Origin of the sequence: Clostridium sp. C1 (assembly GCF_018223625.1) — a bacterium.
Taxonomy (GTDB): domain Bacteria; phylum Bacillota_I; class Bacilli_A; order Erysipelotrichales; family Coprobacillaceae; genus Allocoprobacillus.
Genome location: NZ_CP073631.1, coordinates 1658458 through 1676903, shown reverse-complemented (window position 1 = coordinate 1676903; position 18446 = coordinate 1658458). Strand labels below are relative to the sequence as shown.

The following is an 18446-nucleotide window of genomic DNA, read 5'->3' as shown; positions in this document are numbered from 1 at the left end:
GTGAAGACAGTTATAAAAGTATCCCATGTCAGTCAAAGTTATGGTTCTTATCAAGTCTTAAATGATATTTCTTTTGAGGTTTATAAAGGGGAAATACTAGGCTTGTTAGGAATGAATGGTGCAGGGAAAACCACAACATTAGAGTGTCTGGAAGGATTTTTAAAATATGAAGGTAATATTTCTATTGATGGTCAAATAGCTATTCAATCACAAAATGAATCACTTCCTGCTTATATGAAAGTATCAGAAGCTATCACTTTGTTTTCTAAGTGGAAAAAAGCATCTTTGGAACCCCAATTATTAAAAGCATTGGATCTTTTATCCATAATGAATAAACAATATCAACAACTTTCTACAGGACAAAAAAGACGTTTGCATTTGGCTTTGGCCTTAATTGGACAACCTGATATTTTAATATTAGATGAACCAACAGCTGGTTTAGATGTAGCAGGACGTTTTGCTTTACATCAAATCATTCGTCAACTACAAAAAAAGGGTGTTACTATTGTCATAGCAAGTCATGATATGAATGAAGTTGAAAGTTTATGTCAGCGTATTGGTATTTTAAAACAAGGAAAAATGGTGTTTTTAGGAACGCTTGAGGATTTCACTTTATACATGGGAAAATGTTACCGTATTAAGGTTATCACGCAAGAGGGAGAAAATCTGTATACAACGCAAGATGTTCGACAGACTTTATCCCAGATTTTAGATAGTTATCAAAAACAAAATCTGGAGATTTTAGATATGAATGTGAGTCGAGGAACATTGGAACAGCACTTTATATCTATGGCAGGAGGTATCGAAAAATGAAAGCATTTTGTTATGGGGTGTGGATTCAATTTTTAATGGATTTACGAAGTCGTTCATTATTCATCACTTGTTATCTTGTACCGTTATTATTCTTTTTCATGATGGGAAGTGTTTTTACATCCATCATGCCCGAATATCAAGACACACTGATTGCATCTATGACCATTATGAGTGTATCTATGGGTTCATTGTTAGGTTTATCATCATCTGTTGTTCAAATTTATGGAACAACTCTCCAAAAAACATATATGGCTAACTCTCTGCCTGTTTATTATGGACTCATGACTCTATTTGTGTCTGCATTTTTTCATCTCATGATTGTCAGTACACTGATTTTAATTTTATCACCCATTCTCTTTCATGCGACATTACCATCACATATAGGTATATATTATTTCCATCTTATTTTATTTATAATATCTTCCTTAGGTATTGCATCCGTACTTGGTTTATTCGTCAAAACACAAGGATTATTGACTATGATGAGTCAAATCATCTTTTTACCTTCTATCATTCTTTCTGGTATTATGTTTCCTGCTTCTATGTTGCCATCTTTTTTAGAAAATTTAGGAAAACTTTTTCCAGCAACATGGGGTTATTTATTATTAACACAATCACAGGGACAATATATTTTGATTTTGATCATGATTCTTGCTTTTTTGATTTGTTTTCAAAGAATGCGTTCTTTTTATTCTTTTATAAAATGATATAATGAATAAGGGTGATAAAAATGTTATTGAATGAAATTGATGATATAGATTTCATTGAACCCATGCGTTTATGTACAGTAGATATTTTATATCATGAAGATGATGGCATAGTTATGTTGGAGAAAGAAAGCCAATCAATGATGATTTCTATGAATGATATGAATAAATTAAAAACATTATTTTCTGTTTTGCATTTAGAAAACTATGATTTGTATAATGTCAAACAAAAAGAGATTGTTGATTTATTAATGAATGAATATCATAAAAAAGATTATTTTGCCTGTTATCAGGCAGTTTATCCTCATCAACAATTATTAGATCTGGCTATTCCTCAAGATGTTTCTATTCAACAGTTGAGCTTATCATATTTGGATGATGTTGATCAGATTTATCATCATATGGATGATAAAGATTATTTAAAAGAACGTATTGAACAAAAAGCCATGTGGGGTTTATTTGTTGATGATGAATTGGCAGGATTTATAGGGATGCATCGAGAAGGCAGCATGGGTATTTTAGAAATAAAGAAAGCTTATCAACGTCATGGCTATGGTTATTTATTAGAAGGATACCTCATCAATGAATTATTGAAACAAAAGAAAGTTCCTTATTGTCAAGTTGTAGAGGGTAATGAGGCATCATTAGCTTTACAAAGAAAACTGCATATGAAAATATCATCACGCTATTCTTACTGGGTGTTTGATGACTAAAAAAAGCTGTTGAAAAACAGCTTTTTAATCTCCTACACCAAAGTCAGTAGGTTCATATAAAAAATCATATCGTGGATCATCTTGTAAATAAGCATAGTTTTGCATAAACCATTGAACTAATTGATTATCCCTTTTAACAGGTGTTGAATTATTACGATAGATACTAATGGTTCCATAATCGAAATGATGTGTTAGAATATCCATATCTTTTTGAATCATTTCTTTTGTTTGTCCTTGAATACCAACCATTAAACATGGAGAATCAAAATACTGTTTGAGTTCTTCAATGGTTTGAAATGTTGCATTTTTATTCAAAACACGATTTCTAAAATCATCATCAAAAGTTTCAACACCAATTTTAATAATCATCTTGATCCCAAAGAAATCTCTAATGTCTTGAATGCGTTGATGATAAATCCAATGACTTTCTACAAATAATGTATGAATGTGCTTATCTTGAATGATTTGTTTGATTTGTTGTAATGTCTGTTGAGGCAATTCAAAAATACTGGCAGAATCAATGACTTCTAAAACACCGTATTGTCCAGTGACATGATTTAAGGCTTCAGTATTGATTTGAATCATTTCTTCTAGACATGTAGAATTGTCTTCGATATAATCGCAAAATGTACATTTTGACCAGGCACATGGTCTGGCTTTTAAAAGAACGATTTCTCTTTTGTACTTGTTTTCAATACGGCTGTATCTTTCCATGCTATCCCCCATTTCTCATAAAGATGTCCTCTTTCAATAATGGCTTTTGTCAGACAGACTGCAAAAAACTTATCCATGTAATCTGTAAAGACCTGTACAAGCAAAATACTTAAAATAAGTGGCATACCTAGATGATGAAACACAACGACAAAGGTACTACTGGCCCCACTTGTGATTCCATTAAATAAACCAGCTGTAATACAGGCACTTAATAAAGAAGTCGGTACGCCAACAAGGATTGAGCCAAGTGGTGTACGCCATCCTTTTAGCCACTTGCCATGATAAAGTATTCCTGCAAAAAATCCTGTCAATAACTGTACAGGAGCATAATAGAAAGAATACATATCAAACGTCATGCCACTTGTGATACTTCCTAAAACACCTGTCAGCATGGCATATTTAGGACCTAGAAGTCCTGCAACTAATATGGTTCCAATGGAATCCATATAAAATGGTATGGAGAATGTCATGGCTATAAAAGCTCCAAGTACGTTAAAAACAATACCCATGATAATCACCATTTGAATTTTTGTTTTCTTTTTCATATTCACTTTTCCTTTCTTCTAAAAAACAGTTAGAAGCCAGAAAAGAGATGGTGAGCCATCTCTTTTCCTTAGTTTTTTATACTGGGTTTGGCTCTCGAACCAGTGTATGTTTATTATAAAGAAAAAACAAAATGTCGTCAATAAGACATTTTGTTTGATGTTGGAACAAGACCAACAGCACGAATGATCTTTTGTCCATCTTCACTTTGAATATATTGAAATAATTTTTGAACTTCTTCATTTTGTTTTTCAATCGTATCCTTTGTCGCCATAACAAATGGTCTTTGTAAACTATATTGTCCATTTTGAATTGTTTCTTCACTTGCTTGAATGCCATCAATAGCTAATGGTTTAACTGTTTCATCAATCACATCTAATGATACATAACCAATCGCTCCATGAATAGATTGAACTTTCGCAATGATTGGTCCTGTTTCATTCACTTCATTAGCATATTGACATTGTTCTTCAATATGTAATATTTCTTCAAAAGCACTGCGTGTTCCGGAACCTGCTTCACGACCAACAACAACGATAGGTAAATCTTCACCTCCGACTTCTTTCCAGTTACGAATCTTTCCTGTATAAATATCTATTAACTGTTGAGTTGTTAAATTATTGACTTTATTTTGTGTATCTGTCACAATCACAATCGCATCAATAGCGACAATATTTTCAATTAAACCTTTTTCCTTTTCACTGTCTTTAAGATAACGAGAAGAATTTCCAATATCTGTTGTACCATTGCAAACTGCTTCAATTCCGGCACTAGAACCCGTAAATTGAGGTTCTATTAATAATTCAGGATATTTGTCTTCTAAGCCTTCTTTTAATGCATTGACCATCTTTTCCATAGATGTAGAACCATTTAAGCTGATTTTTTCTGTTTCTACATCAGCATTAGCATATGAACTCAAAAATGCGACACAGACAATAAAAACAACAACTAATATTCCAAACTTTTTCATCTTTATATCCATCCTTTGTTTTTTACACTCATACTTTAACAAATTTCTATCCCATATTCGTTAATATCTTGTATTAATTATGTTAAGTTTATGTAAAGTTTTAACATAAACTTAAAGAAATATTTACAAAAGAAAGTTTTTTGTAAAACTTAGAAAAAGTTTTGCCTTTTTTGAGTGTATCTTATATAATATTTTTGATTTAAAGAGGAGAGGGACTATGATTGGTGATATTGAAACACTATGTAAACTAGCAAATATTAAATTAAATTTGATGAAAACAGATCCTAAACGTTTCTTTGTGAGAGCTTTTATGGCAGGTGCTTATTTAGGATTGGCCGCGATTTTATCTTATACTTTAGGAGCTTTGTTAAGTGATCATAATGTTGTAGGGAAAATTGCTGTGGCAGGATCATTTGGAATTGGTCTGGTTGCGATTGTCTATTTAGGAGCCGAACTTTTTACAGGAAATTGTTTTGTGACAATTATGCCAGTATTAAGAGGGGATATCAAATTACGAGAAATCATCCCGATGTGGGTTGTCTGCTATATTGGAAATATGATTGGGATTGCATTGATTTGTTTTTTATTTATTAAAAGTGGAGCTCAAGAAACAATTATGCAACCTTATTTAAAAGGAGTTATGGAATCAAAGTTAAATTTTGATGTCATTGATTTATTAATTAAAGGTATATTGTGTAATTTCATTGTTTGTGTTGCTGCTTATTCTGGGGTGAAAATTAAAGATGAAACAGCTAGATTAATTGTGATTATGATTCTGGTCATGACATTTGTTTTACCAGGATTTGAACACTGTATCGCCAATGGTGGTATTTTCACAATGGGAATCACACAATTAGGTTCAGCGATTGATTGGACAATGTTACCATTGCATATGCTCATTTCCACACTGGGGAATATTATTGGTGGAAGTGTTTTATTGGCAGTACCTATCTATATTATGTTTAGAACACCTCAAACAAAAAAATAAGGACAAAGAAAGCTATAGTTGTGATATGATAACCTCCTAGTAGACAGTGTAAATAATTAAACACTGATACGGGAGGTTTTTATATTGGGAAGAAAAAGCAAATATTCTAAAGAACTAAAAATAGAAATATGTAAACGTTATTTGAATGGTGAAGGATCTACTTATTCATTAGCTGATGAAATTGGCACAAATAATATGGTTGTTTATAGATGGGTTAAAAAATACAATGCTTTTGGTGAATCAGCTTTTGATGATTTAAAATCAAATAATGCATATACTAAAACATTTAAACAGATGGTTGTAGATGCTTATTTAAACGGCGAAGGTTCATTAGATGATCTGGCAATAAAATATAATATTTCTTCTAATAGCACTATCATAAAGTGGATAAAAGATTATAATAGTCATATGGAATTGAAGGATTACATTCCTGGAGGAGAAGATATCTATATGGCGAAAAGCAGAAAAGTAAATAAAGAAGAACGTATTGAAATTGTAAAGTATTGTCTTGAACATGATTTGGACTATAAGACAACAGCTAAGGTATTTGAAACAACTTACGCTAATGTCTTTAATTGGGTCAAGAAGTATAAGGAAAAAGGCGAAGATGGTTTAGGTGATAGACGTGGACATCATAAAGCTGATGAAGAAGTTGATGAAATGACTTTATTAAAACGACAGCTCAAACAAAAGGAATATGAACTTGAAATGGCACTATTGGAGGTAAGAATGTTAAAAAAATTGGACGAGATAGAAAGAAGGCGATATACAGAGAAAGCAAATATGAAGAAGAATATGAAGCAATCAAAGAAATTAGCGAAGAAGAAGTAGATAAAGGAAACACACCAAATATATCACTTATGTGTAGAATACTTGATGTCAAACGTGCAAACTATTATAAATGGCTTCATCATGAAAAGAGTATTGTAGACAAGGAAAATGAAGAGATAGCTGAGCTGATCAAAGAATATCATAAAAAATATAACGGATTATTAGGTTATAGAATGATGGCTGATAGAATAAATAGAGATCATCATAGACATTATAGTGACAAACGTATCTATAAGATCATGAGGACATTAGGTATTCAAAGCATCATTCGACCTAAACGAAGAAGTTGTACAGTTAGAAAAAATAACAACACAGCTAAGAATAATCTTAATAGAGATTTCAATGCATCAAGACCAAATGAAAAATGGGTAACTGATGTCACAGAATTCAAATATGGCCCACATAATGAATATAAGCTTTATTTGAGTGCATTTCTTGATCTCTATGATAGAACAGTCGTCAGTTATGAAGTTGGTAATCACAATAATAATATTCTTGTTTTTAATACATTTGATAAAGCAATTCAAGCTAATAAAGATGCACATCCTTTATGTCATTCGGATGGAGGATATCAATACACAAGTCCAGCCTTTGTAAATATGCTTAAAGAGCAGGGAATGACACAAAGCATGTCAAGAGTTCACTGCTGCATAGATAATGGACCAATGGAAGGCTTTTGGGGAATCATGAAATGTGAGATGTATTATTATGGAAAACATTACAACACAAAGGACGAACTTATTAAGGCTATTGATGATTGGATTCATTATTACATGTATGAAAGATATCAAAGAAGATTTGGAGTAAAGACACCATATGAAGTGAGAAGAGAAGCACTATCATTACAAAGACCAAATCAATATCCAATATTAGAAAATAAAAGAATCATAAAATATAAACAAGAACATTATACAAGTAATACAACATTAGCTGCATAAAGAAAAATGAAGTTGTCTCCTCGGCAACTTCATCAAAAACATTTTTAATTATTTCACCTGTCTACTTGACAGGGGCGGTTCAGTTGTTATAGCTTTTTTGTTATGAAATTGCAGGATATTCAAAAAGCAACTGTGGAAAATGCATCTATTTTATGTGGATATTGCTGAAAATGATGGGAGTTCATCCACTTTGTTTATTGTTGATGAACATGGCATTAGACAAGTGACATTAGCAAGTGGAAAACAGGGAATATATAGAAAAGAAGATGGAATGATATTAGAGAAAAATGTCATTCGATTATCTTTAGATATTAATCATGAAATACATGATTTTAAGATTACAGTTATTGATCAATCAACTAATGAAACACCCAATATCATTTATCAAAATGTAGAAACGATTCGTAAAAAATAATATATTCAATTAACCATAAACAATGGAAAAATTGTTTGTGGTTTTTTTATGGGATTTTTTTAATGTTAATGTCTTAATAGGCGAAGGGAGGTTAACAAAAATGAAATAATTTTTGATATTGAAAATGATATGAGGTGATGAAAAATAGATTTAAATAATGAAATTAAAGCAGCAGTAGAAACATATTTGTCGTGTAACAAGTTATCAAAAGTTAAGAATGATATCAATCATTGTATCAAATTTATGGTCAGCATAAAGAAATAATCAAGGTCGATGGTTTGCTTCATTTACATACAATCCATTGCTAAAAATGCCAGATTATATGAAAAAGCATGAGAATGCAATTTTAAATGTTTACAGCTTGATCAACTAATTATCAATTATAGAAATTTTAGATGATTTAAAAGTAATAATCTTTGATTTACAAGCCTTAGGAAGAAACTTTCATGATTATTGCATGATTTATTATAGGGTGTATCTTCAATGGAAGAATCAATAAATTGATGAAAAGTGAGGAAATATCAATGAATGTTATAAAGAATATAATAATCATCAGTTTGATTATTTTTACAGCTAGAGAAGTTTATAAACGTTTGATGAAATAAACAAAAAAAGTGATGTTGATAGTTTTTTTAAGAAAGGAGGACAATGTTTTTATCAACATTCATGAAGAAAGGAGGCAACGTCTATGAAAAATAAAGAAAACCGGTAATCTATAGATTACCGCAGGTTTGATTATCTTCGTCAAATCAACAACACAATTCTAAAAGGAAAGGTGGTGAAAATAATGTGTCAAGCAAAGTATCAAGATTGTTTATTATCTGATAGTGATAAAGTCTGTCAATATTGTCAAAATTACAGATACAAAGATTATAATCATATTTGTATAAAAGACAGTAAAAAAATTAACCTTAATGGATATTGTTCATCATTTAAAGCATTATAATAATATTAAACATTAAAAATATATATCAGCTCCTCTATTGTAAAATGAATTTTGTTTAATATCAGTTATATATTCAAAATATGAACAATGATTGATGTCATAAAAAGGAGAATGTAGATTACTCAATCTGCTTCTCTTTTTTTGTCATACTATCATAATCATTGATATTGTTGTTGTATGAATTTTTGAATCATAAAAATGTTGCTGACTAAAGCAGCTATATGATGATAAATCAAAAAATAAAATATCAATGAATAATCATCATCATGTCAATCATAATATAAAATATAGATTTTATATATCAAATTTTATAATTTTGAAGAAATGTATGATTTATAGAAAAATAATATTGAAGAAATGTAAAAAGTTATGATCATGTATTTTAAAAGAAAAGCTTATGATAAATTAATAGAGTAGAAATTAAATTATGCTGTTTTGTTAGAAGGGGCAAGGCGTATAGGGAAAACAACAATTGCTAAATTATTTGCTGAAAATGAATACAAATTATATATTTTAATAGATTTTTCAATTGCTTCAACTGATATATTATCTTGTTTTGATGATATCAATCATTTGGATATGTTTTTTTTAAGATTACAGGCCATTAAACATTTGGTAAAAGACGGACAATATCATTACATTGAAACCTCTATTAAAAAGAACGTGAAAGATATCCTCATTCCTTCTGAAGAAATGAAAATAACAGTTTATTCTATGGATTATGAAGAATTCTGCAATGCAACAGGAAATAATTATCATTTAATCAAGCAATTGTTTGATATGAAAAAAGCTGTTGGTCAAGAAGTGAATAGAAAACTTATGAGAGATATGAGAATTTATATGGCAGTCGGAGGTATGCTTCAAGCTGTTGAAGCGTATGTAAATGGAAATAATTTTTCTACTATAGAGAATGTAAAACGTCAGATTATTTATCTTTATGAAGAAGATTTCAAAAAAATAGATCCTTCTGGAAAAATATCTGCACTTTATCATTCAATTCCCGCTCAGTTAGCGAAAGGTCAAAAAAATATCGTATGTCCTCTGTACTTAAAAAGAGAGAAAGAAGAATTATTATTATTTGATTTATTTGATTCTAAGACCGTATTACCATGCTATAATTCAACTGATCCTAAAGTGAGTCTATACTCATCAAAAGATTTCAATAGTTATAAACTCTATTTATCTGATACAGGATTATTTGTAACACTTATGTTTATAGATCGACCTATTATAGAAAATGAGGTATATGCTAAATGACTTTCTGATAAATTACCAGCTCATTTAGGTTATTTGTATGAAAACTCAATGGCACAGTTATTAGTTTCAAAGGATAGAGAATTATATTATCATACACAGGAAAAAGAAAATAGCACTCATTATTATGAGATAGATTTTTTAATTTCTGAAGGAAGTAAAATTTCAGCTATTGAGGTTAAATCCTCAGGATTAGGTAAACATGATTCTCTATGTGAATTTGCAAAAATATTCTAAACATATAAAAATTATTATATTTTTTCGCAAAAAGACTATAAACAGGAAAAGGGTAAACAATTTATGCCTATGTATTTAGCTCCATTTTTATAATCATTTATAACAGACAAGGTGTAAGTAACTTTTTCCTGTTCTTTATTTTTTATCAAAATTTAAAAAGTTGTTATAAGGGATATAGCTTTAAAAGTTATATCCCATTTTTATGTAAGGAAAGTTTTTAATGATAGAAAATGGGAATTATTCAATGTATTTGTCTTAATAGGTGAAGGGAGGAATTGAACATGAAAAGAATTCTCATAGATGAATATTGTTTATTGAGTATTTCTGAAAAAGATTTTAAAGAAAAAAGAAAAGAATATTATTATCTTTAAATATGGTGAGGTAATGAAAAAGATGAATGAAGTGAATTATGCAAAGGGGTTATTAGATCAGCTTATCTGTCTATTAACTCCTATATGCCATGAAGATACCATCAAAAGATTCCAATATTTAAAAGAAAATGTTTTGTTTTATCAAATTCATAACAATTTACATCAATCCTATATAACTGAGAGTGTCATGACGCATCAAATAAGAGAAGTCAATCCAATAATGAGAACGCATTATTGTCATTTTCCACCAGAAAAGATAAATGGCAAATATGAAGAACTGAAATCTATTATCTTTTTATCAAACATGGATTCTCCACAGATATCTCATGTGATTATTCATGAACTTGTTCATTTGTTGTCAAGTTGTCACTATCATATATATGGTGATTTATTAATAAGAAAAGTAGGAATCAATTCGTATATTTATGTCAATAATCAAGATCAATATAAAAAACATCATATTATTTATAATATAACTAATGAATTATTAACAGATTATATTGCGAATATTTTGAATCTTCAAATAACAGGTAAACAAATATCATCAGATCAAAGATGTTTTTTTGAACTATCTTTTGATGATTATATCAATAGACAACTTGAAAAAAAGCATTTCAATCAAGAAGATGTTATTCTAGCTTATTTTGAAAATGATATATCCTTTTTTGAAGATGTTTTCAATAATCATCTCAGTTATTTTGAAGGAAAATGTTATATTGCTTTTCGTCATCATCAACAACTTAATTAAAAATGGGATTTATGACTTGTTATTATCTTATAAAGTGAAAGGAGGTAAGAGTTATGTGTAAAGTTAAATGTCAAGACTGTGCATTATGGGCGAGTGATAAAGTTTGTCAATATTGCGATCATTATGCTTATTTTAGAGATGCTTATCGTTGTGATATTGATGATAAAAGAGTCAGTCCATACAATTATTGTTATCGTTTTAAAGGTTAAAGTAGAAAGAAAGATGACTGGAATTTTTAGTCATCTTTCGATTTTCATGAATTATTTTATTGTATAGTTGAAATTTTTATTTCATACTGATTTATAAATATTTATAATAAAGACAAGTCAGATAGTGTCTTGTATTTGAATAGGAAAGCTGGGATGTGATAGGAATGAATTTTTTGAAAAAAAGTCAAATGAAGTTAAGAAAACAGTTTTATGAAAATCAAATTGTTGATTATGATCGACAGGCAAATCTTTATAAACAGGAAATGAAATATTTTGAAGCATTGAAGCTGCACAAAAAGTGCTATGAAATGGCATGTGATTTATATGGGAGATATGCTATAGAAAGTCTTATTTGTTTGAATAATTTAGGAAGAACTTATGCAGATACAGGGGATTATTTTCATGCATTAGATGTAGCTTTAGAAGTTTATCATCATACACAAGATATTTTGAGTCATAGAAGTCAAGAATTTATTGTGATTTGTTATAATCTTGCTTTGTCCTATCATGATGTTTCTGATTATCAAAAAGCATTAGAAATGTATAAGCAGTGTTATGATTTATCACAAACAAATTATGGTTTAAAAAATAGAGATACATTATTGTATTTATATAGTCTTGGTATGGCTTATAATGATATTGGAGATAATCGAAAAGCTTATGATATGATTCAAGAAGCTTATTATATGCAAAAAAGTATTTTAGGTGAAACAGATATTGATACACTTAAAAGTATGAAAGAATTAGGCATAATAGCCAATCAATTAGGGTTCCATCAAGAAGCTGTCAATATTTTAGAAAATTGTTATGATATGTTCAAAAAATATTATGGAAAAGATCATAACGAAACAATATCGGTTTATTCTTGTTTAGGTAAACTTTATTTGAATTTGAAAGAATATGCAAAGGCTCAAGAAGTTTTATCAGATGTTTATCAAATACGTAAAGAACGATTAGGGCAAACACATGTTTATACTCTCATCACTTTGAGTGATTTAAGTACTGTTTATTATCAGATCGGTGAATATCAAAAAAGCTTAGAATTAGCTAAAAAAGCTTATATAACAATGAAGGAAACTTATGGAGAAAAATATAATCATTGTTTAGATATGTTACAAAATTATATTCGCTGTCTACAAAAAAATAATGATATAGAAAAATCTATAGATTTTCAAGATAAGCTATATCTTCTCAAAAAAGAGAAGTATGGATATAATAATCCAAAAACACTACAATCACTCCACGATTTAAGTTATTTATATTATGTGATGGGAAAAAATTTAAAAGCTACTGAATTAGAAGAAAAATGTTATGCTTTACAAAAAGAAGTCTTGGGTGAAACGCATAGAGATACATTAAATAGTTTAAATCAACTCATAGACATTTATATTGATTTGGATCAATATGAACAGGCATTATCCTATTGTTTAAAAGCTTATGAAATAGAAGAAAAGTTATTTGGTGAAAAAGATAAAACTTTTATTAATACTTTAAGTCAATTAGCACTGATATATTTTCAATTGGCTAACTATAAAGAAGCATTCAAAAAATATGAAAGATGTTACAATTTACAAAAAGAAGTCTTTGGTGAAAATAGTATTGAGGTTCTAGAGTCTTTAATCAATATGTATGTTGTTGATAGTTTAATAGACCACCTCATAACAACGCAAGAAAACAATCATCAATCTCCCATACTTTATGCCAAGATTGAAGAACATTTAAAGAATATGAATACAAGCCAATTTACACAAGTTTCACAGATGATGTTGCTATTTATATCTTCAATGTTACAAAATCATAAACAATCACCTCAAGCCATTGAGTTGTTGGAACAGTATTATCAACAATTAAAACTGGTCAAAGGACCATCACATTCTGAAACAATAAATGCTTTACATATTATGGCTCAAGCTTATGAATCTTTAGATTTAATAAAATCCAATCAATTATATCGAGATGCCTATGAATTATATCATAAAGTTTTAGGACCAAAACATATGACGACATTACTTTGTTTAGGGGAATTGGTTTTATCTTATCATAAACTTCATATTGATAATCTTTTTGAAATGTATGCGAAACGTTTTTTAGAAGATATGAAACAGCAGATTTATCAATATTATTTATTAAGCGAAGCTTCACATAAAAATTTTCTATTATCCTTGGTTGGTGTTATACAAATATATCAATCATATTATTTTCATCACCATAGAAATTTAACAGATTATCAATATCTTGTATCCTATAAAAATATCATTCAAGATATTGAAGTCTTACGCAGTCGTTTAAAACAAATTCCTCAATATACTCAAAAAATCAATCATATGAATCATATTGAAAAACAGATACATCAAACTGTAGATACACGCACTATTCTTCATCTTCAACAACAAAAAGAAAAGATACATGAAGAATTAAAACAAATGATGAAACAATATCAAGATCAGCTGATGTTGAATATGAATGATTCTATGATAGTCAGTCATTTACAGGACAATGATTTGTTATTGGATTATTATCAGTTAAATCAGCATCAATATGGTTTGGTTGTCATAGGCAAAGATTTATTTGAAAGCTATATTGTTGATGATTATGGAATAGATAAGATTCAAAAGCATCTAAACCATATTCAACATATTTATATATGTCCAGATGGTGATTTGTATCATGTATCTTTTGAACGATTCATTGATAAAGATATCAGTTATCTTTCTTCACCCAAAGGATTGTTTTATGAAGGGAATATTCATAATCATGATGATATTGTATCGTTTGTATCACCAGATTTTGATGATACATTAGCTGACGATGGTTTTGACGAAACAAGAGGTGAAGGGAAGAAATCATCACTTCCGGGAAGTCTTGTCGAAGGGCATTATATTCAAAGTGTTTTTCCTGAAGCTAAGATTTACAGTGGAAAGAAGGCCAATGTAACAGAATTTTTAGCTGTTCATAGTCCTTCCATATTACATGTATCAACGCATGGAGAATATTTGCAAGATGAACAAAACATAATGGAGAGAGGAAGATTATGTTTAGCTGGATATAATCAGACAAATCATAAGGAAGAATATCAAAAAGGTTATGTCTCTGCTAATGATATTCAAAAAGAAATGGATTTAAAAAATACAAATCTTTTAGTTTTATCAGCATGTCTAACCGCAAAAGGAGATGTATTGCCTGGAGAAGGTATTTATGGATTAAGGAGAGCATTTGAATTAGCAGGGGTGAAAACTATGATATTAACAGTTGAAGCTATTAATGATCATAATGCTGCTATTTTTATGAAAACATTTTATCGAAAATATTGTGAAAATAAAAATGTTTATCAATCCTTTTTAGAAACAAAAAAATATTTAAGAGATGATCGACAGGCTTTAAAAGAATTACAGATTTATGCCAATGAATTTCCAGAATATGTATCAAAAGTTTATCCAAAGTCATATCGTTTTATCAAACGACATTTAGAAAATTATTTACATTTATGTCAAAGTCAAGGTTATCTTTTAAGAAATGAAAATGATAAAGAAGACTGGAATGGATTTATTATTCAAGGAAAAATAAGATAAGGAGTGGAAAAAATGATTACAAATGTACGTATTAAAAAATTGAATAATGAAACAAGATTAAAATTTATTGCAAGTATTGTCTTTGATCATATTTTTGTAGTACATGATATCAAGGTGATTGAAGATGAAGAAAAAGCATTTATAGCGATGCCTTCTAAAAAAATAAAAGATGATCAATGGGCTGATATTTGTCATCCTATTTGTCAAGAATGTCGAGCAGTATTAGAAAATATCATTTTGTCATGTGCAAAGATGACAGATGAATCTCATCGTGATATTGCTGATTTTGTATCAAAATATGAAAATGTTCCTTTACTGGAACAGTTACCAGATGATTTTGAAATTGTAAATGAAGTGAAATAAAGAATCCCAAATAAAAATGGGATTTTTTATTTGTTGTTGCCTTAATAAGTGAAAGGAGGGAAAAAGTTATATGTAAAGTAAAATGTCAAGACTGTTCATTATGGGCAAGTGATAAAGTTTGTCAATATTGTCAACATTATGCATACTTTGGAGATGCTCATCGTTGTGATATTGATGATAAAAGAGTGAGTCCAAATCATTATTGTAAATACTTTAAAGGTTAAAAGAATGAGCATAAAACATGTAAACTTATAGTAAAAATGGGAATTCCTACATGTATTTATCTTAATAAGTGAAAGGAGCTAACTATATAAAATTCAAGTCATTTGATGAAAAAAGTTTGAAAATGTTAAATGATTTGATTATGGTAGCTCATCAATATGTAAGATCTTTGAAATGTGAATACGATTTGTGTTTTTGGGCATGACGAAAACAGCCTATGGAATAGACTTTTTTGAATACGGTTTCATTTTCTTTCTATCTCAGTAACGATGCATCAAACTGCTGATTTGTCGTTACCAGATGATAGATGACTCTCAACAGCTTCCTGATGCAATGTCCCTGCGCACAGCGATGACTTTTTCCCTGTGAGCGTTTAAGGTCGTAGTAATCCTTGAAGACCTTGTTGAACCTGATGACTGGCACAATGACCTGATATAACGTCTTTCTTAAATAGCTCGATCCCTGCTTGGTTATGGCACTATGCTTGGCTTCGTACTGACTTGATTCGTAGTGAAATGGGGCGACACCCGCTGCCTTTATTATCTTTGAAGGCTTAGAATAGTTGAAAATATCTCCATATTCTGCTAGAATTGATGTACCAGAGAAATGCGAAATTCCTGGTACGGAGATGATAGGAGAGTTTAAGTCAGTGGAAAACTCTTCTATTTTTTATCTATTTCTTTGAGCTGATCGTTAAGCAGTTCGATATGAGCTATCAAATGCTTGATCTGCATTTCATCTGCCAACGAAGAAATGCCAACAGATGTTTTTGCACTTTCCTTTAGCTTTTCAGCAGTCAGAGAAATGCGATTGCCTCTGCCGGTAATATCAAAGCATTTGCGTAAAGTTCTGATGTCAGCCTGTGCAATGGCCTTTGCACTGCCAAACTGTTTAAGAATAGACATATAGACTTTTCCATACTTGGATTTAAAAAGTGCGTTATATTCAGGGAAAACAAGATCTATGCATTTCTGCAGACGATTGGAAAGAACATTAATCTGTTCCTTGAGGGAATGATGCAACCTAGTCAGCTGCTTCTGTTCATAAAGGTCAAATTTCTTAGATGACGTCAAACGATAAGGTTTCTTGAGTTTGTTTGAGCTTAATATATCGCATATATTAAGAGTATCAAGTTTATCGTTTTTAGTGATGCCACCATCCATTCTACGATTGAGATCGGTAGTTTTAGGATTGATCAAAGCGACGCTGTAGTTCTTCTGTAAAAGAAAGCGCAATAAAGCGAAATGATAATGACCAGTATCTTCCATACCGATAAGAACGCTATCAACAGGATAGAGAGCGATCTGAGAGATAAGGAATTCAAAACCCTGAGCATTATTAGAGAAAGCGACAGGCTGAAGAATAATTTCACCAGTCAACTTGTCAACGATACTGACGAAATGCTTGTGCTTTCCAATATCAATACCAACTAATTTCATAAAAACCATCCTTTCAAATAAATTTCATGTGAAGTGGTACCCACAACACTTAGACCATAAAACCTGGTTCAAAATGCGAATTCAAAGACTCATCTAACTCATCGTTATTGAGGAATAAGTGAGTGGTCCAAACCTCCTTGAAGTAGTCAAAGCCACACGGAAAAATACAAATCCACAAACACATATTTCAATTTTACATATAAACCTAAACGTCATCAACTACGTATTAATAAAGTTGATAGAAAGGAAAAGGTATATTTTAATGACTGATAAATGAGTCAATTATAATATACCAGGGAAAAAGTTATGTGTAAAGTAAAATGTCAAGACTGTTCATTATGGGATAGTGATAAAGTTTGTCAATATTGTCGACATTATGCATATTTTAAAGATGCTCATCGCTGTGATATTGATGATAAAAGAGTCGGTCCAAATCATTATTGTTCTCGTTTTATACCAATTGATTAACATGAAAAGTCATGCATGATTATTTCATGAATGGCAAAAAGTATTTTATTCCTAAGTCTTTATAAAAAGACTTAGGAATACCTGACAAAATACAATTTTGAACAAATGGAGGTTAATGCAATGGATTTATACAACGCAATGAAACAAGCAAGAAAATATTATGCTGAAAAAAATTATGAAAATGCTTTAGAAATATTTCAACAATGTTTTGATTTTGCAAAACAAGAATATGAAAAAGGAGATAAAAGAGGATTGGATTTTCTTTTAAATGGAGATCCTTATGATAAAAAACTTGATTATGAAAAAGCTTTAAGAATCAATAGAGAGGCTTATTCTTTATGTCAAATGATATTAAGTTGTTTTAATGACATAAGACGACATTTGTGTTTTTATTACAGCCTTGATGGATGTGATTTGAGATTTTTAGAGAATCGTTACAATACATATTTCGAAAAAACAATAAAACAACAAGAAAAATCTGAACAAGAATTCAAATTCTTGCTTAAACGCAAAGACGAGGAGGATTAACTCTATGGAACAAGTGATCATAAATGAACAAGAACTTATTCAAGAATTAGTTGATGAATTAGTGAAAGAACAATCTATTTATTTAAGATATGTTGTTTTTAATGCAGTCTTCTTAATGCTCATTTGCGTATATGCCATTTTTTATTAAAGGAGATTTTAACGATGAATGAAGAAAGATATGAAGACATCAAACGTATGGTTATAAAAAATGAGACATTAGAACAAAATATCTTTATTCAATATTTATTAGAAAATATTGATGATTTCATAGGAAAACAGTTAATACAAGTCATATTGATATTGATTGAAATGATAGGATTCTTACTTATTGTTATTTGGAAATTATTGTCATAGATTTTGATATTATAGAGTGACATTATTTTTACACAATAGGTAGGAAAATGATGTCACTTTTTAGCTTATATGCTAGAATATTGATATAGTATATAAGGAGGTGACA

Annotated in this window: 21 protein-coding genes, 1 pseudogene and 1 riboswitch; of the genes and pseudogenes, 18 read left to right on the top strand and 4 right to left on the bottom strand. The window is 29.8% G+C overall.

Annotated elements, in window-relative coordinates:
- From KEC48_RS09110 to KEC48_RS09100, 3 genes are read left to right on the top strand one after another with little or no spacing between them, the layout of a single operon-like run.
- Complete coding sequence (locus tag KEC48_RS09110; protein WP_087357777.1) at positions 1-813, top strand: ABC transporter ATP-binding protein; 813 nt, start codon at positions 1-3, stop codon at positions 811-813.
- On the top strand, positions 810-1520 hold the full coding sequence (locus KEC48_RS09105; RefSeq protein ID WP_211962016.1) for an ABC transporter permease: 711 nt from the start codon (positions 810-812) through the stop codon (positions 1518-1520). Before KEC48_RS09110 ends, KEC48_RS09105 begins: the two co-directional genes overlap by 4 nt.
- A gap of 23 nt (positions 1521-1543) precedes the next feature.
- Positions 1544-2233 carry a GNAT family N-acetyltransferase gene (locus tag KEC48_RS09100; RefSeq protein WP_211962015.1) on the top strand — a complete coding sequence of 230 codons (690 nt, stop codon included), beginning with the start codon at positions 1544-1546 and terminating at the stop codon, positions 2231-2233.
- 24 nt (positions 2234-2257) lie between these two features.
- On the opposite strand, the gene KEC48_RS09095 is transcribed toward KEC48_RS09100, so the two are convergent.
- The 3 genes from KEC48_RS09095 to KEC48_RS09085 all read right to left on the bottom strand — a co-directional run bounded on the left by KEC48_RS09095 (position 2258) and on the right by KEC48_RS09085 (position 4460).
- The gene (locus KEC48_RS09095) at positions 2258-2947 is read right to left on the bottom strand and encodes a radical SAM protein (protein WP_211962014.1); all 690 of its coding nucleotides are present in this window, start codon (positions 2945-2947) and stop codon (positions 2258-2260) included.
- Positions 2893-3492 carry an ECF transporter S component gene (locus tag KEC48_RS09090; protein WP_087357781.1) on the bottom strand — a complete coding sequence of 200 codons (600 nt, stop codon included), beginning with the start codon at positions 3490-3492 and terminating at the stop codon, positions 2893-2895. Before KEC48_RS09090 ends, KEC48_RS09095 begins: the two co-directional genes overlap by 55 nt.
- Before the next feature lie 62 nt (positions 3493-3554).
- A riboswitch (PreQ1 riboswitch) is annotated at positions 3555-3601 on the bottom strand.
- A 28-nt stretch (positions 3602-3629) separates the two neighbouring features.
- Positions 3630-4460 (bottom strand): phosphate ABC transporter substrate-binding protein, encoded by an 831-nt coding sequence (locus KEC48_RS09085; RefSeq protein WP_211962013.1) that lies wholly within the window; start codon positions 4458-4460, stop codon positions 3630-3632.
- A gap of 217 nt (positions 4461-4677) precedes the next feature.
- Here KEC48_RS09085 and KEC48_RS09080 point away from each other — a divergent pair, with 217 nt between their 5' ends.
- The 11 genes and pseudogenes from KEC48_RS09080 to KEC48_RS16195 form a co-directional block, all read left to right on the top strand.
- The gene (locus KEC48_RS09080; protein WP_211962012.1) at positions 4678-5448 is read left to right on the top strand and encodes a formate/nitrite transporter family protein; all 771 of its coding nucleotides are present in this window, start codon (positions 4678-4680) and stop codon (positions 5446-5448) included.
- Positions 5449-5532: 84 nt separating this feature from the next.
- The gene (locus KEC48_RS09075; protein WP_087357659.1) at positions 5533-6279 is read left to right on the top strand and encodes a helix-turn-helix domain-containing protein; all 747 of its coding nucleotides are present in this window, start codon (positions 5533-5535) and stop codon (positions 6277-6279) included.
- Positions 6165-7217, top strand: a complete 1053-nt coding sequence (locus tag KEC48_RS09070) for an IS3 family transposase (protein ID WP_349291058.1) — start codon at positions 6165-6167, stop codon at positions 7215-7217. Before KEC48_RS09075 ends, KEC48_RS09070 begins: the two co-directional genes overlap by 115 nt.
- Before the next feature lie 139 nt (positions 7218-7356).
- Entirely contained in the window at positions 7357-7632 is a 276-nt protein-coding gene (locus KEC48_RS09065) for a hypothetical protein (protein WP_211962010.1), read from the top strand.
- A 787-nt stretch (positions 7633-8419) separates the two neighbouring features.
- Positions 8420-8578, top strand: coding sequence for a hypothetical protein (locus KEC48_RS09060; RefSeq protein ID WP_211962009.1), 159 nt, complete (start codon positions 8420-8422; stop codon positions 8576-8578).
- Positions 8579-9013: 435 nt separating this feature from the next.
- On the top strand, positions 9014-9835 hold the full coding sequence (locus tag KEC48_RS09055; protein ID WP_249191336.1) for a hypothetical protein: 822 nt from the start codon (positions 9014-9016) through the stop codon (positions 9833-9835).
- 33 nt (positions 9836-9868) lie between these two features.
- Positions 9869-10069, top strand: a complete 201-nt coding sequence (locus KEC48_RS16200; RefSeq protein WP_283092183.1) for a DUF4143 domain-containing protein — start codon at positions 9869-9871, stop codon at positions 10067-10069.
- A gap of 384 nt (positions 10070-10453) precedes the next feature.
- Positions 10454-11188, top strand: coding sequence for a hypothetical protein (locus tag KEC48_RS09050; RefSeq protein WP_211962008.1), 735 nt, complete (start codon positions 10454-10456; stop codon positions 11186-11188).
- Positions 11189-11241: 53 nt separating this feature from the next.
- The gene (locus KEC48_RS09045; RefSeq protein WP_162607660.1) at positions 11242-11397 is read left to right on the top strand and encodes a hypothetical protein; all 156 of its coding nucleotides are present in this window, start codon (positions 11242-11244) and stop codon (positions 11395-11397) included.
- 164 nt (positions 11398-11561) lie between these two features.
- On the top strand, positions 11562-14966 hold the full coding sequence (locus KEC48_RS09040) for a CHAT domain-containing tetratricopeptide repeat protein (RefSeq protein ID WP_211962007.1): 3405 nt from the start codon (positions 11562-11564) through the stop codon (positions 14964-14966).
- Between the two features lie 12 nt (positions 14967-14978).
- Positions 14979-15206, top strand: a pseudogene (locus KEC48_RS16195) (SpoVG family protein); the annotation flags it as partial.
- A 1007-nt stretch (positions 15207-16213) separates the two neighbouring features.
- On the opposite strand, the gene KEC48_RS09025 reads toward KEC48_RS16195, so the two are convergent.
- Positions 16214-16990, bottom strand: a complete 777-nt coding sequence (locus tag KEC48_RS09025; protein WP_211962005.1) for a transposase — start codon at positions 16988-16990, stop codon at positions 16214-16216.
- A 306-nt stretch (positions 16991-17296) separates the two neighbouring features.
- Here KEC48_RS09025 and KEC48_RS09020 point away from each other — a divergent pair, with 306 nt between their 5' ends.
- From KEC48_RS09020 to KEC48_RS09005, 4 genes are all read left to right on the top strand, one after another.
- A complete protein-coding gene (locus KEC48_RS09020; RefSeq protein WP_205089541.1) occupies positions 17297-17458 on the top strand; it encodes a hypothetical protein in 162 nt (53 codons plus the stop codon).
- A 120-nt stretch (positions 17459-17578) separates the two neighbouring features.
- Complete coding sequence (locus KEC48_RS09015) at positions 17579-17986, top strand: hypothetical protein (RefSeq protein WP_211962004.1); 408 nt, start codon at positions 17579-17581, stop codon at positions 17984-17986.
- Positions 17987-17990: 4 nt separating this feature from the next.
- On the top strand, positions 17991-18134 hold the full coding sequence (locus KEC48_RS09010; protein WP_211962003.1) for a hypothetical protein: 144 nt from the start codon (positions 17991-17993) through the stop codon (positions 18132-18134).
- Positions 18135-18148: 14 nt separating this feature from the next.
- The gene (locus tag KEC48_RS09005; RefSeq protein ID WP_087358431.1) at positions 18149-18340 is read left to right on the top strand and encodes a hypothetical protein; all 192 of its coding nucleotides are present in this window, start codon (positions 18149-18151) and stop codon (positions 18338-18340) included.
- Positions 18341-18446 lie beyond the last annotated feature (106 nt).